Genomic DNA, 14,899 nt, shown 5'->3' on the forward strand with positions numbered 1-14,899 from the left:
CGACAAGGGCACGCGGATCGGATCCGCGTGCCCTTGGTCTTTTGCGCCGTCGCGCCGGCGCCCGGTCGAACCAGTCGATCTAGTCGAACTTGAACTGCATGTCCTTGACCACCGCCTGCTGCCCCCATACGAAGGAGCACACGCGCCCGGTCTCGACGCTGACCGCCTCGCCGCCCTTGCCCTGCGTCTCCGTCAGCGGGTGGCAGCCGCCGGTGATCGTCACGGTTCGCATGCCCTGCCTCGAGAGCGGGAATTCGTTGCTGTCGTCCTCGGGCACCGTGTGGGTGAGCGAGACGTTCTCGACGTAGTCGTCGGGCAGCATGAACACCGGCGCGTCGTCGACCCACAGCGTGTAGTAGTCATGCTTGAAGGGCGTCTGCTCGATGCAGAGCTTGGATTTGTGGCTGCCCTGCGTCTGCGTCTGGCAGAGCGGCGCGGCCAGCACCGCCGTGGCGCCGCCCAGCAGCAGCGCGGCCACGCCCGCGCGCAACGCGTCTCGTGTCTTCATGTTTTTATCCCGGAATAAGAGGCCCTGTGGAACGGCCAGGCACGTGGCGCGCGCGGTGAAACCACCGCGTGCGCGACATGCGCTGCCGCGATCCGCCTTCGGTACGTCTTCGGCGGCTGCCATCTTACCTAAGTCCGGGCGCCCGCCAAAGCGGGCTCGAGCCCTTCCTCGACGCGCGGGCCGGGATCAGAAGGTGGTGCGCAGGCCCACCATCACGCTGCGCCCGCCTTCCGGCGCGATATCCCGCACCACCGAGCTGGCGTAGCGGATCTCCTGGTTGGTGAGGTTGTCGCCGCGCACGTAGGCCAGCCAATGGGTCGAGCCGACATGGAAGCGATAGCTCAGCACCAGGCCCAGCGAAGTGTAGCTGTCGGTGGGCAGGTCGTTGTCGGGCACGCGATGCTGGGCCCAGGCGTGGGTGAGCTGCGCGCGCGCGCCGAACGGCCCGTAGCCGTAGTCGGCCGCCAGCGAAGCGCGCAGCGGCGAGATCCGCGGCAGCGGCTCGCCCGTCTCGGCGTTGCGCGCATGCGTGTAGTCGCCCGTCAGTTCGATGTCCAGACGATGCGCGCCCTTCTCGAAGGCGCGCCACTTGCCTTCCCATTCGAGCCCGTAGAACTCGGCGCGCACGCCGCGGTAGACGGCTTCCTTGAGCGCGTCGTCGGTGCCGGGCGCGACCACCTCGCCGTCGTCGTCGACCAGGCGCCCGGTGTTGAACTCGGTCAGGTAGTTCGAGAAGCGCGTGTAGAACACGCCGATGCTGCCCTTGTTCGGACCGGCCGCGTAGCGCAGCGACAGGTCGGTCGAGACCGCCTTCTCCTTCTGCGCGCCGGGCGCGCCGATCAGGTACTGGCCGGTCGCGTCGTGCGGGCCGTTCGCGTAGAGCTCGTAGAAGGTCGGCGCGCGTTCGGTGTAAGACACGCTGCCGGCCAGCGACCACACCGGGTTCAGCTTGTAGAGCGTGCCGAACGAGACGCTGCCGGTATTGAAGCCGTGGCCGCTCGCGCCGGCGAAGCGCTCGTTGCCGGCCGGCGTCGGATCGAGCTTGACGTGCTCGATGCGCCCGCCGAGGCTGAACTTCAGCGCCTGGGTGGCCTGCCATTCCTCGAGACCGAACAGCGCCACGTTGGTGGTCTGGGTGGTCGGCACCAGGGCCTCGTCGCCGAGTGCCGAGAAGGTGTTCTGCGAGACCTGGATGCCGAATGCGCCCTCGAACGGCCCGATCTTGCGATGGCGCGCCTCGATGCGCGCCTCGTAGCCGTGGTTGCGGAAGGTGGTGCTGGTCTCGCCGTTGTCGATTTCCTTGTGTTCGTAGTCCGTATAACCGAAGTCGAACTTGAGCTGCGAGATCGGGCCGGACAGGTTGCGGATCTCGGACGAGGCCGCCAGGTGCTGCTGGCGCATGCGCAGCCGCACGTCGCTCTCGGCCACCGAGCCGTAGTTCGATTCGAAGCCGCTGTACGACAGGCCCGCGTAGCCGTCGGCCCAGGTGTAGGCGCCGCCGACCGCGCCGCCGTGCGAACGGCCGTCGCTGTTGGGGATGCTGCCCGAGGCTTCGCTCGCGTCGGGACCGTCGAGCGCGCGCTGGCGGTCCGAATGCGCGAAGCCCGGGATCCGCAGCTTGCTGGTCTCGCGATCGAAGGCATCGACGTGGAACGCGAAACGGCCATTGCCGCCCTCCACCAGCGCGGCGCCGGCACGCGCGTCGTTGGCGCCGCCGTAGCTCGCGTCGACCGCGCCCGACACGCCCTTGATCGCCTCGCGCGGAATCCGGTTGTCGATGGTGTTGACCACCCCGCCGATCGCATTGCCGCCATAGAGCAGCGCCGCCGGCCCGCGCACGATCTCGACGCGCTCGACCGTCAGCGGGTCCTGCGGCACCGCGTGGTCGTAGGACAGCGAGGAGGCGTCGAAGGCGGCCACGCCGTTCTGCAGCAGCCGGATCCGGTCGCCGTCCATGCCGCGGATGATCGGGCGGCCCACCATCGGCCCGTAGGTGGTGGTCGACACGCCCGGCAACCCGTCGAGCGTGGCACCCAGCGAATCGGCGCGGCGCAGCGCCAGCGCGTCGCCGCCGATCGAGGCGGTCGGCGAGATCAGCTCGGTGTCGCCGATCGGGTTCGCCGTGACGAACACCGGCGCCAGCGTCGGGGTGGGCGTGGCGATGGCGGGCGCCGCGGCAGGCACGCCCGTCACGCCGTTGGCCGCCGACTGCGCATAGGCCAGGCTGGCGACGAACATCAGAGTCAGGGGAGGCAGCCCGCGCGCGGCGGACAGGGGTCGAAAACGGGCGGAGTCGCGCATGATGAAGGTGGTTGTCGTGAAATGAGCCGGAATGCGCCGCCGGCTGATTCGCGCGACGTTATAACGTATCATCGCGAATCCGTGGTTCGCCGTATCGATTCGACGTCATCCACGCGACCGGGCCGAGAGAGAGGAGCTCGGGGTCGGAAGAAGCAGCACTAGGATATGTTATATCATTTCAGAATGTAACAACAAGCACGGACTTCGAAAGATTCATGAATAGATTTCGTCATCGAGGAAAATGCCCGGGCGAGCACGCGTAACACGGCCGCGGCCGGCGCGGCGCGGCCGCGCGGATCAGGCGCCGCGGGCGGTGAGGGATCGGGAAGGAAGGTCGAGGGATGCAAACGCGCCGCTCGGGCGCAAGACTCCGTAAGCCTCGTTAATCACGCTTAATCGCGCGAAATTGACTCTACGGCGGCGCAGCAGAAGAATGAAGTCTGTCTCGTGATCATCTTCCGGCCACCCCGGTACACGGTGATCAGAGGCGGCCAGACCTCCAGTCATACCCCCCTCTTGACTGGGAATTGCAAGCCACGGAGCAATCCGTGGCTTTTTTTTGCCTTCTTTTTGCCTCTTGGCGACGCGGCCCTCAGGCGTCCTCGGCCACACGCAGCACGAGCTTGCCGACATGGCTGCCGTCGAACAGGCGATTGAGCACCTCGGGCGCGTTCTCCAGCCCCTCGGCGACGGTCTCCTCGGCCTTGATGCGCCCCTCGCTCAACCAGGCGGCCAGTTGCTGCACGGCCTCGCGGTTCTTGCGGTAGTCGAGGATCAGGAAGCCGCGCATGCTCAGGCGCTTGGAGATCACCGTGCCGAAATCGTCGCCGGCGCGGCCGTTGTTGTTGTAGTTCGAGATCACGCCGCACAGCGCCACGCGCCCGCCGATCACCATGCGCGAGAGCACGGCGCGCATCACCTCGCCGCCCACGTTCTCGAAGTTCACGTGCACGCCGTCGGGCGTGGCGGCCTTCAGCGCGGCCTTGAAGTCGGGCGCCTTGTAGTCGACCGCGGCGTCGAAGCCGAGCGTCTCGGTCAGGTAGCGGCACTTCTGCGGGCCGCCGGCGATGCCGACCACGCGCGCGCCCTGGATCTTGCCGATCTGCCCCGCGATCGAGCCCACCGAGCCGGCCGCCGCCGACACCACCAGGGTCTCGCCCGGCTGCACCGGCGCGATGTCGGTCAGTCCGTAATAGGCGGTCAGGCCGCTCATGCCGCAGGCGCCGAGCAGGGTCGGCAGCGGCAGGCCCACCTCGGGCAGCCGGGTCAGCCTGGGCACCTCGTCGGCGAGCACGTGGGCATAGTCCTGCCAGCCCACCAGCCCCTGCACCAGGTCGCCGACCGCGAACTTGTCGGCGCGCGAGGCGACCACCCGGCCGAGGCCGAGCGCGCGCATGGTCTCGCCGATCGCCACCGGCGGCAGGTACTGCGGGATGTCGCTCATCCAGACCCGGTTGGTCGGGTCCATCGACAGGTAGAGCACGCGCACCAGCACCTCGCCCTCGCCCAGTTCGGGCAGCGGCGCTTCGACGAGCGAGAAGTGTTCGGCGCCGACGCGCCCTTCGGGGCGCGCCTTCAGGCGCAACTGGCGGTTGAGGGTTGCGGACATCGTGCCTCCTCGGCTTGACTGTTCGACTGCGGCGCCCGGCGCGAACGCGCCGGGCAGCGGGTGGATTGGATGGCGGCGCGCGATGCGGGCGATGCACGCTACGCAGGCGCGCCGCCGCTTACATCGCGCACAGGCCGCCGTCGATCACCAGCTCGGCGCCGGTCACGTAGCGGCTCTCGTCCGAAGCCAGGTAGATCGCCGCGTAGGCGACGTCGTCGGGCTCGCCTAGGCGGCCCATCGGCACGCCGCGCACCAGCTTGCGGGTGGCCGCGCTCTCGCCGAGCTGCGCGAAGAAGGGCTCGACGATGCCGGTGCGGATGAACGAGGGATGCAGCGAATTGCAGCGCACGCCGGTCTGCCTGCGCGCGCAGTCGACCGCGATCGACTTGGTCAGCGAGGCCACCGCCGCCTTCGAGGCGTTGTAGGCGGTGTACTCGGGCTCGTGCTTGAAGGCTGCCACCGAGGACACGTTGATGATCGAGGCCGGCTGACTGTCGCGCAGGAACGGCAGCGCATGGCGCACGCCCAGCACGATACTCTCGACGTTGACGTCCATCACGCGGCGCCATTCCTTCTGCTCGATCTGCTCGACCGTGCCGAGCGAGCCGATCCCGGCATTGTTGACCAGCACCGACAGCGCGCCCATCGCGCCGTTGGCCTCGGCGGCCAGCGCCTGCCAGCGCGCGTCGTCGCGCACGTCCTGCTCGGCCGACCAGGCCACGCGCGCGCCGGCCGCCTCGTTGAGCTGCGCGGCCAGCGCCTCGAGCGCCTCACGCTGCGCGGCCACGTCGGTCAGGAACAGCTTCGCGCCGTGCTCGGCCATGCGCGTCGCAATCGCGCGTCCCAGCCCTCCCGTCGCGCCGGTGATCCAGGCGCACTTGCCCGCCAGCCGCGGGGTTCCGATCGTCGTCATGGGTTCTCTCCTCCTTGCTGTTGTCCGCATGCGGCGCCCTCGCGCCGCGCGTCGCCACTATACCGACAGATATCCGCCGTCCACGTTGAGCACCGCGCCGGTGGTGTAGCTCGACGCGCCCGAGGCCAGGAACAGGATCGCGCCGGCCATCTCGGAGGGCGCCGCGACGCGGCGCATCGGCACGTGGGCCAGCACCTGCTCGAGCACGGCCGGGTTCTTGGTCAGCGCCGAGGCGAACCTGGTGTCGGTCAGGCCCGGCAGCAGCGCGTTGCAGCGCACGCCGTCGGCCGCGCATTCGATCGCGAAGGCCTTGGTCATCGAGATCACCGCGGCCTTGGTGATCGAATAGATGCCCTGCTTGTCGCCGGGAATCACGCCGTTGACCGAGGCCACGTTGACGATCGCCCCGCCGCCATTTGCCGCCATCCGGCGCGCGCCGTGCGAGGACATGAAGAAGTAGCCGCGGATATTGACGTCGACGGTCTTCTGGAACGCATCGACGCCGGTGTCGACGATCGGGCCGTAATAGGGATTGGCGGCCGCGTTGTTGACCAGCACGTCGAGCCGGCCATGCTTCGCGTCGATCGCGGCGTAGAGCGCCTCGATCTGCTCGAGTTCGCCGATATGGCAGGCGGCGGCCTCGGCCGAGCCGCCGTCGGCGACGATCGCCTCGGCCACGCGCCGGCAGTCGTCGATACGGCGGCTGGCGACGATCACGTGCGCGCCGAAGGCGGCCAGCAGGCGCGCGGCCTCCTCGCCGATGCCGCGGCTCGCGCCGCTGACGACGGCGATCTTGCCGGACAGGTCGAACAGATTGGGTGCAGTCATCGTGGGATGTTCCGATGGAATTGACGGAAAAGGCGGCGGCACGCGCCGCGCGCACGAAGCGGCGGCGCGTTGCACGGCATGCAGCCGAGGGACGATCGCGTCGGCATCAGCGATGCGTCACCAGCGCGGCGTCGGCGGCGGTATCGAGATGCGGCCACGCGTTGTAGGTGACGAGCTGGGCGCCGCGCCGGCCGGTGCGGATCCGCGACACGCTGGTATTGACCAGCGGCCAGGCGAAATCGAAGCTCCGTTGCGGGTCGGCGCCGGCCAGCAGGGTGGCGATCACGGCGATCGGCCCGCCCGAGGACACCACCCAGACTTCCTCCGCGCTCTCCTTGGCGAGCGTGTCCCAGGCCGCCAGCACCGCGGCGCGGAAGGCCGGCCAGGCGAGCGTGTAGTCGCCGTCGGCCTGGCCCGAGGTCCAGCGCGCCACGGCCGCCGAGAACAGCGCCTGGAACGCGCGGCGCGGGTCGCCCGAGGCGGCCAGCTCGGCCAGCAGCGCCTCGCGCGAGGCCAGCTCGGGTCGCAGGCGCGCCACCAGTTCGTCGGAATCGAGCTCGTCGAGGCCGGGCAGCACGCGGATCGGCGGCTCGATGCCGGCCGCCCGCGCGGCCAGCGTCGCCGTCTGCGCGTGACGGCGCAGCGTGCCGGTGAAGATCGCGCCGGGCCGGCCGCCGCGCGCCGCCATCCAGGCGCCGAGCTTGCCGGCCTGGGCCTCGCCGCGCGAGGACAGGCAATCGTAGTCGGCCGCGTCGAAGCTGGCCTGCGCGTGGCGGATCAGGAAGATCTCGCTCATCGCCCGGCTCCCGCCGCCTCGATGCGCGCGCGGCAGCGCAGCGTCAGGTAGCGCACCGCGTCGCCGAAGCCCGCGAAGGCCGGGTTGGTGGTCTGGCCGAGCACGTAGCGGCGGTAGATCTGCTGGATGATGCCCATCAGCCGGAACAGGCCGAACACCTCGTAGAAGGCGAAACCGCCGATCTCGGTGCCGGTGCGCTCGCCGTAGTGCGCCACCAGCTCGGCGCGCGTCATCATGCCGGGCGCGTGGGTCGGCTGGCGGCGCATCGCGCGGAACGGCGCCTCGTCGTCGGCCTGCACCCAGTAGGCGAGCGAGCCGCCCAGGTCCATCAGCGGATCGCCGAGCGTGGCCATCTCCCAGTCGAGCACGCCGACGATGCGCAGCGGGTCCCGCGGATCGAGCACCACGTTGTCGAAGCGGTAGTCGTTGTGGATCACGCAGAGCCGCCCGTCGCGCGCCGGCCGGTTCGCCTCCAGCCAGCCCGTCACGTCCTCGGCGGGATCGGTGCCGTCGGTCAGCGCGCGCTGCCAGCGCTCGCGCCAGCCGCTCACCTGCCGCGCCACGTAGCCCTCGCCGCGGCCGAAGGCGGCGATCGCCGGCGCCGAGGCGTCCACCGCGTGCAGCTCCACCAGCCGCTCGACGAAGCTCTCGCAGAGACGCCGCGTGCCGACCGCGTCGAGCCCGAGCTCGGGCGGCAGGTCGCGCCGCAAAATCACCCCGGCCAGGCGCTCCATCACGTAGAACTCCGAACCGATCAGCGAGGCGTCGTCGCAACGCGCGACGATGCCGGGCACATGGGGATAGGCCGGCTTGAGCGCCGCCATCACGGCGGCCTCGCGCAGCATGTCGTGGGCCGAGCCGGCCTTCGCGCCGGCCGGCGGGCGACGCAGCACCAGCTCGCGATCGGGATAGCCGAGCAGGTAGGTCAGGTTCGAGGCGCCGCCATGGAACTGGCGGATCTCGGGCGTGCCCGCCAGGCCCGGCACCTGCGCCTTGAGGAATGCGTCGAGCCTTGCCGCGTCGAGCCGGTCCTCGTCGCGCACCTCGCGGGCGCCGTCGATCGGCGCGCTCATGCCGCGGCTCCCGCGCGACGGCTCGCCTGCTCGCCGGCCTGGCGCTTGAACTCGAGCTTGGCGACCACTCCGCGATGCACCTCGTCGGGCCCGTCGGCCAGACGCAGCACGCGCGCATAGGCATACAGGTGGGTCAGCGGCACGTCGTCGGACACGCCCGCGCCGCCGTGGATCTGGATCGCCGCGTCGGCGGCCTGCTGGGCCACCGCCGGCACCACCACCTTGATCTGCGAGATCAGGCTCAAGGCTGCCTTGACGCCCTGCGTGTCGATGGTCCAGGCGGCCTTCAGCGTCAGCAGGCGCGCCTGGTCGATCGCCATGCGCAGGTTCGCGACGATGTCGGCATTGCCGCCCAGCGCCGCCAGCGGCTTGCCGAACGCGGTGCGCGAGGCGGCCCGCTCGCAAAGCAGGCCCAGCGCGCGTTCGGCGGCGCCCAGCGCGCGCATGCAGTGATGGATGCGGCCAGGCCCGAGCCGGCCCTGGGCGATCTCGAAGCCGCGTCCGGGGCCGAGGATCACGTTCGCGGCCGGCACCCGCACCTGGTCGAACACCACCTCGCCGTGGCCCGAGGGCTCGTCGTAATGATGGAAGGCCGGCAGCATGCGCTCGATGCGCACGCCCTTCGCGTCGAGCGGGCAGATCACCATGGTGTGGCGGCGATGCGGCTCCGCCCCGGCATCGGTCAGGCCCATGAAGATCGCGACCCGCGCATGCGGATGGCCGATCCCGGTCGACCACCACTTGCGGCCGTTCAGCACGAACTCGTCGCCGTCGGGCGTCGCGGTGGCGCGCATGTTGGTGGCGTCCGACGAGGCCACCTCGGGCTCGGTCATGCAGAACGCCGAGCGGATCTCGCCGGCCAGCAGCGGCGCGAGCCAGCGCGCCTGCTGCCCGGGCGTGCCGTAGCGCGCCAGCACCTCCATGTTGCCGGTGTCGGGCGCGTTGCAGTTGAACACCTCGGGCGCGATGAAGGAGTGGCCCATGATCTCGGCGAGCGGCGCGTACTCGGCATTGGACAGCCCCGCGCCGCCGTGCTCGACCTCGGGCAGGAACAGGTTCCAGAGGCCCGCGGCGCGCGCCTTCTGCTTGAGCGCCTCCATCACGGGCGGCTGGCGCCATTGCCGCCAGTCGGCGCCGCCGGTCAGTTCGGCGGCATAGTGCGCCTCGGCGGGCGCGATCTCGTCGCGCATGAAGCGGCTCAGTCGATCGGCGAAATCCTGGCTGCGAGCGGTCGGCGTGAAGTCCATGGCATCGTTCCGGTTGAAGTGGCACTCAATCTACGCCGATCCCGCCGATCGATGAAATGAATGTTCTTCATGTCAGGTCATCAAAGGGATTAATATGCTGGCTTCCCTTTCACCCGCTGCGGCCCGTCGCCGGCCGCCCGCCCCGTGAGCTCCGACCTGCGCCTCGACCTCAACCTGTTCCGCGTGCTCGACGCGATCCATAGCCATGGCGGGATCAGCGCGGCCGCGCGCACCCTGCACCTGACCCAGCCCGCCGTCACGCATGCGCTGAACCGGCTGCGCGCGCATTTCGACGATCCGCTGTTCGTGCGCCAGGGCAATCGCATGACGCCCACCGAGCGCACCCGCGCCATGATCGGCGAGGTGCAGCGGCACCTGAAGGGCCTGCAGGCGGCCGCGCAGGCGCAGGCGAGGTTCGAGCCCGCCACGCTCGAGCAGCGCTTCGTGGTGGGCATCCGCGACGTGCTGGAGTCGATCGCGCTGCCGCAATTGGTGGAGCGGCTCGCGCGCGAGGCGCCGCGCATCACCGTGGTCAGCCGGCGCATCGTGCTGGCCGAGGTGGGCCGCGAAATCGCCGGCGGCCAGCTCGACCTGGCAATCGACCGGCGCGTGCCGACCGGGCCGCAGATCGTGCGCGAGCCGCTGGTCGACGACGCGCTCGCCGTGGTGCTGCGCCGCGATCATCCGCTCGCGCAGAGCCCGCTGCGCCGCGCCGAGTATTTCGCGGCGCGCCATGTGACGGTCTCGCCGCTCGGCGAGCCGAATTCGCTCGACGTCCTGCTGGCCGCCGACGGGCGCTTTCGCCGCATCCAGCTGGTCTGCCAGCACTATTTCGCGGCCTGCCAGATCGCGGCGGCGGGCGACCTGCTGCTGACCCTGCCGCGCTCCTACGCGCGGCGCATGGCGGCGTTGCTGCCGATCGTCGTCAGGCCGCTGCCGCTGCGCGTGAAGCCCTATGCGATCCAGGCCTACTGGCACGAGTCGCGCGACGGCGACGGCGCGCATCGCTGGTTTCGCGAGCGGGTGGCGCAGATCGTGCGCGAGGCGGCCACCGGCGAGGCCGGTGCCGTTGGCGAGGGCGAGGGCGAGGACGAAGGCGGCTGAGGCGGCTGAGGCGGCGGCAACTGGAACGGCCGCCGCCGCGCCATGGCCCGCGCCGACACGACAACTGGGCGGCAAGACGTTTATGCTTCGAGGGCGCGAGCACGCATCGCGGGCTGCGAATCCGGCCGACCGCGATGCGCCGCTCGCCGAAGCCAGCACCGAACCCATCGCCGCATCACCGCATCACGACGAACCGAGGAATGCCATGCCCCTGATCCACGCCGCAGCCGAGCTGGCTGCCGATGCCCCGAACTATCTCGTCGACATCCAGGCCGGCGCCCATCGTTTCCAGGGCGACGAGGCCGAGCGCGAAGGCGGCCGCGGCGCCGGCCCCGCGCCCTACGAGCTGCTGCTGGCGAGCCTCTGCCAATGCACCGTCGCGACGCTGCGCATGTACATGCAGCGCAAGGAATGGCCGGCCGTGAAGCTGCACGCGCATGCCGAGCTGCACGCGGACCGCGACGGCGCGCAATACGTGCGTCGCACCATCACGGTCGACGGCGAGCTGGAGGAGGCGCAGCGCGCGAGGCTCGGCGAGATCGCCGAGAAGACGCCGCTCACGCTGTTCATCAAGCGCGGCACGCGCATCGAAACCACCTTGCGCTGAAGCACCGGCATGAAAAAACCGCGCGACCAGGCATGCAAGCTGGTCGCGCGGTGTGTCCCTGGCACGGGGCGACGCCGCCCCGCCCGCCTCGTCAGATGCCGAGCGCCGACAGATCGGGCTTGCCGTCCTCACCCGCCGGCGGGCACCAGAAGAACGCGCCCGTGATCGGCTGGGTGAAGCGGAACAGCCCGTCGAGCACGCCGTCGGTGGCCCCCACCATGCGCCGCATCTGCACCTCGAAGGCCCGCAACGAGTGGCCGAAGGCGACGAAATAGAGGCCCGCGCGGCGCTCGTCGGCCCACGGCGCCGAGCGGCGCAGCACCTTGGCCTCGGGCGTGAAGCTCTCCTGCTCGGTGCGCTTGACGTGCGCATAGGCCGGCGCATCCTCCAGCTCCTCGTTGTCCGACTTGCGGCGGCCGACGATACGATCCATCTCCTCGCCGGGAATCGCCTCCATCGACGGGAAATCGTGCACCCATTGCTGCACGGCCACGAAGCTCGCGCCGTCCAGGCCCGGGCCCTTGCCGCTCACGAAGGCGGTTTCCACGGCTTCCTCGTCCTCGGGATTCTCGGTGCCGTCCTCGTAGCCGGACAGGTCTCGATCGTCGGCATAGCGGAACGCATTGGCGGCGCTGTCGAGCACGAAGGCCGGCGTCAGCAGCTTCTCGATCGTGCGCGAACGCAGCGTGATCTCGCCATGATCCTCGCCGCGCAGCCAGATCCACAGCGCCGCCTGGGTGGACGGCACCGGCGCGCCCGGCTTCGACATATCCGGGAACGGCTTGAGCCCATCGATCTTGCGGTCGAGCCCCTGCGCGAGCGAGGGGCCGAAGCCGACCACCGTGTGCGCCGTGTCGATCGCCTCGCGCAGCGCGCCGAGCGCGCGCACGACGTCCTCGGCGCGGGCGGTCTGGAACGAGAGATAGCGGTTGGCCGACGGAAGCGGCGCCAGGATGCCTTGCTGGAAGGTGCTCATCGTGATGTGGGTCTTTTCGGTGGATGCGGGGATGCGGGAATTCGAGGGCCGGATTGTCCCATACCTCGCACGCAGCGCCCAAGGCAGGCGAACGGCGGCGCGGCGACGCCGCGTGTCGCATCGGCAACACAAGCCCCAGCCGACGCTTGGCAGCGCCTCCCGCCTGTGTTTACAATCGCGGTCATGGGGCAAAATGTCGCCCCAAGGAAGTCGTAGTCCAGCGCGAGCGGCGCCTGCCCCGCGCGTTTTCCCATCCACGCTCCATCCATTCACGTTCAAGGGAGGTCAGAGATGATGCATCGCATGCCATCCACGAGTGGCTTCCCGAACGCCGTCCGACAAGGCACCTGCTAGGTCCCTTGCACGCGACGGGCTTCCGAGGCCCGTCCGTCCGCAGTTCTCCCGGTCGTCCGTTCCTGTATCGCCCCGCGCGAGCGTCGTGCCTTTGCCTTCGCGCCGCCGCCTGGCTTCGTTGCCTCGACGAGCCCGGCGGCATCGACGACCCGTTCGTTACCGACAATTGACAAGTCCTGGCGCACACAATGCGACCAGGCCACGACACATGATCCAACACACCGATCGTCACGGCAGCCGGCCGTTCAACGACGTGCTCGGCTTCACGTTCCGCCACTGGCGCCGCCAACCCTCGCGCGCCCTCGCGGTCGCCCTGTTCGCCCTGCTCGCCGCGCTCGGCGACGTCCTCACCCCGCTGTTCGCCGGCAAGCTGGTGGACGCGGTCTCGCTCGGCCTGACCGACCGCGCGGCGGCCTGGAGCGCCGCCCTGCACGCGTTCACGATCCTGATCGCGCTGGGCATCGCCGCCACCCTGCTGCGCCAGGCGATGTTCATGAACATCATCGTGCTGACGCTGCGCATGATGAGCGAGATCTCGGCGGGCGCCTTCCATCGCGTGCAGCGCTTCTCCACCGACTGGCACGCCAACAGCTTCGCCGGCTCCACGGTGCGCAAGATCACGCGCGGCATGTGGGCGCTCGACCTGCTCAACGACACGCTGCTGGTGGCGCTGCTGCCCTCGGTGGTGATGCTCGGCGGCGCCACCCTGCTGCTCGGCTGGCACTGGCCCGTGATGGGGCTGGTGGTGGGCGCGGGCTCGCTGCTGTTCATCGCCATCACGGTGGGGCTCTCGCTGGGCGTGATCGCGCCGGCCGCGCGCCTGGGCAATGCCTGGGACACGCGGCTGGGCGGCGCGCTGGCCGATTCGGTCAGCTGCAACGCGGTGGTCAAGGCCTTCGGCGCCGAGACGCGCGAGGAGGCGCGCATCGGCCGGGTGATCGGCAAGTGGCGGCTGCGCACGCGCCGCACCTGGATCCGCGGCACCCTCAGCGGCGGCCTGCAGGGCACCCTGCTGGTGCTGATGCAGGCGGCCATCCTGGGCTCGGCGCTGTGGCTCTGGTCGCATGATCGCGCCAGCGTGGGCGACATCGCCTTCGCGCTGACCATGTTCTTCATGCTGCAGGGTTACCTGCGCGACATCGGCATGCATATCCGCAACCTGCAGCGCTCGGTCAACGACATGGAGGAACTGGTGGCGCTGGAACGCCAGCCGCTCGGCATCGACGATGCGCCCGACGCGCGGCCGATCGCGATCACGCGCGGCGAGATCCGCTTCGATCGCGTGACCTTCCGCTACGGGCCGCGCAGCGCGCCGCTGTACTCGGACTTCTCGCTGCGCATCGCGCCGGGCGAGCGGATCGGGCTGGTGGGCCACTCGGGCTCGGGCAAGACCTCGTTCATCAAGCTGATCCAGCGGCTCTACGACATCGACGGCGGCCGGATCCTGATCGACGGGCAGGACATCGCGAAGGTCACGCAGGAATCGCTGCGCAACCATATCGCGATCGTCCAGCAGGAGCCGGTGCTGTTCCACCGCTCGCTGGCGGACAACATCGCCTATGCGCGCCCCGAGGCGACGCGCGACGAGATCATCCGCGCCGCGACGCTGGCCAGCGCGCACGGCTTCATCTCGGAGCTGCCGGAAGGCTATGACACGCTGGTCGGCGAGCGCGGTGTGAAGCTGTCGGGCGGCGAGCGCCAGCGCGTGGCGATCGCGCGCGCGTTCCTCGCCAACGCGCCGATCCTGATCCTCGACGAGGCCACCTCGAGCCTGGACAGCGAAAGCGAGCTGCTGATCCAGCAGGCCATGGAGCGGCTGATGGTGGGGCGCACCACCATCGTGGTGGCGCACCGGCTGTCGACCGTGCGTTCGCTGGACCGCCTGCTGGTGCTCGATCGCGGCCGCGTGATCGAGGAAGGCGACCACGACGCGCTGATCCGCATCGAGGGCGGCGTCTACCGGCGCCTGTTCGAGCGTCAGGCGCTCGAGCTCGCCAAGGGGCTGATCGAGCAGACCGGCGGTTACGGCATCGACCGGCTCGGCTCCCGCCTGGCCGCCGGCGCCGACGGCCACGCGCAGCCGCTGGTACGCGATACGGTCGCGAAGTAGGCGCGGGTTCGCATCACCGCGCGCCCGTCACGGGGCGGCAGCCGAAAGCTGCCGCCCCGTTTTTCATGGCCGTCGATGCTTCGCAGTCCTCGCTGCCTCGCACATTGATTCGGTATTTTCGCGAGTCGCCGACTTTCGACTCGCTTTCCATCTCTTTTCGAATTCAATCGAATCGTCCACCGTTTCGCCGGGAAATCGTCATGCGATTTTTTCAAGTGGCTTTCACTGCTTCAAAATCCGCGCCAAGCGCTTCATGGCGACACGCTCTCGACAATACTCCCGGCCTTTCCCGAAATATTTTTTTGTGTCGTTTTGTCGGTCGGCCAAATCTCACCGACAATCTCGCGACACCTTGCCGGCCAGTCCCATCATGGCTTCGAGCGATACGCCGCGCACTCGACCGGCATCCGGAACCGGCAGTAAGACAGAGCGGCGCATTGACGATTTTCACATGCCTATACCATTCATCGCGG

Annotated in this window: 12 protein-coding genes; 3 read left to right on the plus strand and 9 right to left on the minus strand. The window is 69.7% G+C overall.

The features are described 5' to 3' along the window. Nucleotides 1–79 precede the first annotated feature (79 nt). From FB600_RS31195 to FB600_RS31230, 8 genes are all read right to left on the minus strand, one after another. Nucleotides 80–508, minus strand: coding sequence for a hypothetical protein (locus tag FB600_RS31195; protein WP_013690959.1), 429 nt, complete (start codon nucleotides 506–508; stop codon nucleotides 80–82). 186 nt (nucleotides 509–694) lie between these two features. After that, nucleotides 695–2,809: a TonB-dependent receptor gene (locus FB600_RS31200; protein WP_186467891.1), complete on the minus strand. Its 2,115-nt coding sequence runs from the start codon at nucleotides 2,807–2,809 to the stop codon at nucleotides 695–697. A 592-nt stretch (nucleotides 2,810–3,401) separates the two neighbouring features. Further along, nucleotides 3,402–4,418 (minus strand): NADP-dependent oxidoreductase, encoded by a 1,017-nt coding sequence (locus FB600_RS31205; protein ID WP_036055702.1) that lies wholly within the window; start codon nucleotides 4,416–4,418, stop codon nucleotides 3,402–3,404. A gap of 118 nt (nucleotides 4,419–4,536) precedes the next feature. After that, nucleotides 4,537–5,331 carry an SDR family oxidoreductase gene (locus FB600_RS31210; RefSeq protein WP_096751536.1) on the minus strand — a complete coding sequence of 265 codons (795 nt, stop codon included), beginning with the start codon at nucleotides 5,329–5,331 and terminating at the stop codon, nucleotides 4,537–4,539. A gap of 57 nt (nucleotides 5,332–5,388) precedes the next feature. After that, nucleotides 5,389–6,159 carry an SDR family oxidoreductase gene (locus FB600_RS31215; protein ID WP_013690963.1) on the minus strand — a complete coding sequence of 257 codons (771 nt, stop codon included), beginning with the start codon at nucleotides 6,157–6,159 and terminating at the stop codon, nucleotides 5,389–5,391. A gap of 106 nt (nucleotides 6,160–6,265) precedes the next feature. After that, complete coding sequence (locus tag FB600_RS31220; protein WP_103692673.1) at nucleotides 6,266–6,955, minus strand: histidine phosphatase family protein; 690 nt, start codon at nucleotides 6,953–6,955, stop codon at nucleotides 6,266–6,268. Continuing rightward, nucleotides 6,952–8,028: a phosphotransferase family protein gene (locus tag FB600_RS31225; protein ID WP_036036871.1), complete on the minus strand. Its 1,077-nt coding sequence runs from the start codon at nucleotides 8,026–8,028 to the stop codon at nucleotides 6,952–6,954. The genes FB600_RS31220 and FB600_RS31225 overlap by 4 nt, the downstream gene beginning before the upstream one ends. Further along, nucleotides 8,025–9,275, minus strand: coding sequence for an acyl-CoA dehydrogenase family protein (locus FB600_RS31230; protein ID WP_145757936.1), 1,251 nt, complete (start codon nucleotides 9,273–9,275; stop codon nucleotides 8,025–8,027). Before FB600_RS31230 ends, FB600_RS31225 begins: the two co-directional genes overlap by 4 nt. A gap of 144 nt (nucleotides 9,276–9,419) precedes the next feature. Here FB600_RS31230 and FB600_RS31235 point away from each other — a divergent pair, with 144 nt between their 5' ends. Next, nucleotides 9,420–10,379, plus strand: coding sequence for a LysR family transcriptional regulator (locus tag FB600_RS31235; RefSeq protein ID WP_145757937.1), 960 nt, complete (start codon nucleotides 9,420–9,422; stop codon nucleotides 10,377–10,379). Nucleotides 10,380–10,584: 205 nt separating this feature from the next. Next, nucleotides 10,585–10,986: an OsmC family protein gene (locus FB600_RS31240; RefSeq protein ID WP_013690968.1), complete on the plus strand. Its 402-nt coding sequence runs from the start codon at nucleotides 10,585–10,587 to the stop codon at nucleotides 10,984–10,986. A 91-nt stretch (nucleotides 10,987–11,077) separates the two neighbouring features. On the opposite strand, the gene FB600_RS31245 is transcribed toward FB600_RS31240, so the two are convergent. Beyond that, nucleotides 11,078–11,962 carry a Dyp-type peroxidase gene (locus FB600_RS31245; RefSeq protein ID WP_145757938.1) on the minus strand — a complete coding sequence of 295 codons (885 nt, stop codon included), beginning with the start codon at nucleotides 11,960–11,962 and terminating at the stop codon, nucleotides 11,078–11,080. Nucleotides 11,963–12,524: 562 nt separating this feature from the next. Here FB600_RS31245 and FB600_RS31250 point away from each other — a divergent pair. Then, a complete protein-coding gene (locus FB600_RS31250; protein ID WP_096751542.1) occupies nucleotides 12,525–14,426 on the plus strand; it encodes an ABC transporter ATP-binding protein in 1,902 nt (633 codons plus the stop codon). The last annotated feature ends 473 nt before the right edge of the window (nucleotides 14,427–14,899 follow it).

Origin of the sequence: Burkholderia sp. SJZ089 (genome assembly GCF_007828315.1) — a bacterium.
GTDB classification, from domain to species: Bacteria; Pseudomonadota; Gammaproteobacteria; order Burkholderiales; family Burkholderiaceae; genus Burkholderia; species Burkholderia gladioli.

What these genes read in the sequence shown, in the direction of transcription:
- FB600_RS31245 (WP_145757938.1), bottom strand. Translation starts at nt 11,962, where the DNA reads ATGAGCACCTTCCAGCAAGGCATCCTGGCGCCGCTTCCGTCGGCCAAC.
- FB600_RS31240 (WP_013690968.1), top strand. Translation starts at nt 10,585, where the DNA reads ATGCCCCTGATCCACGCCGCAGCCGAGCTGGCTGCCGATGCCCCGAAC.
- FB600_RS31205 (WP_036055702.1), bottom strand. Translation starts at nt 4,418, where the DNA reads ATGTCCGCAACCCTCAACCGCCAGTTGCGCCTGAAGGCGCGCCCCGAA.
- FB600_RS31225 (WP_036036871.1), bottom strand. Translation starts at nt 8,028, where the DNA reads ATGAGCGCGCCGATCGACGGCGCCCGCGAGGTGCGCGACGAGGACCGG.
- FB600_RS31200 (WP_186467891.1), bottom strand. Translation starts at nt 2,809, where the DNA reads ATGCGCGACTCCGCCCGTTTTCGACCCCTGTCCGCCGCGCGCGGGCTG.
- FB600_RS31215 (WP_013690963.1), bottom strand. Translation starts at nt 6,159, where the DNA reads ATGACTGCACCCAATCTGTTCGACCTGTCCGGCAAGATCGCCGTCGTC.
- FB600_RS31230 (WP_145757936.1), bottom strand. Translation starts at nt 9,275, where the DNA reads ATGGACTTCACGCCGACCGCTCGCAGCCAGGATTTCGCCGATCGACTG.
- FB600_RS31210 (WP_096751536.1), bottom strand. Translation starts at nt 5,331, where the DNA reads ATGACGACGATCGGAACCCCGCGGCTGGCGGGCAAGTGCGCCTGGATC.
- FB600_RS31250 (WP_096751542.1), top strand. Translation starts at nt 12,525, where the DNA reads ATGATCCAACACACCGATCGTCACGGCAGCCGGCCGTTCAACGACGTG.
- FB600_RS31220 (WP_103692673.1), bottom strand. Translation starts at nt 6,955, where the DNA reads ATGAGCGAGATCTTCCTGATCCGCCACGCGCAGGCCAGCTTCGACGCG.
- FB600_RS31195 (WP_013690959.1), bottom strand. Translation starts at nt 508, where the DNA reads ATGAAGACACGAGACGCGTTGCGCGCGGGCGTGGCCGCGCTGCTGCTG.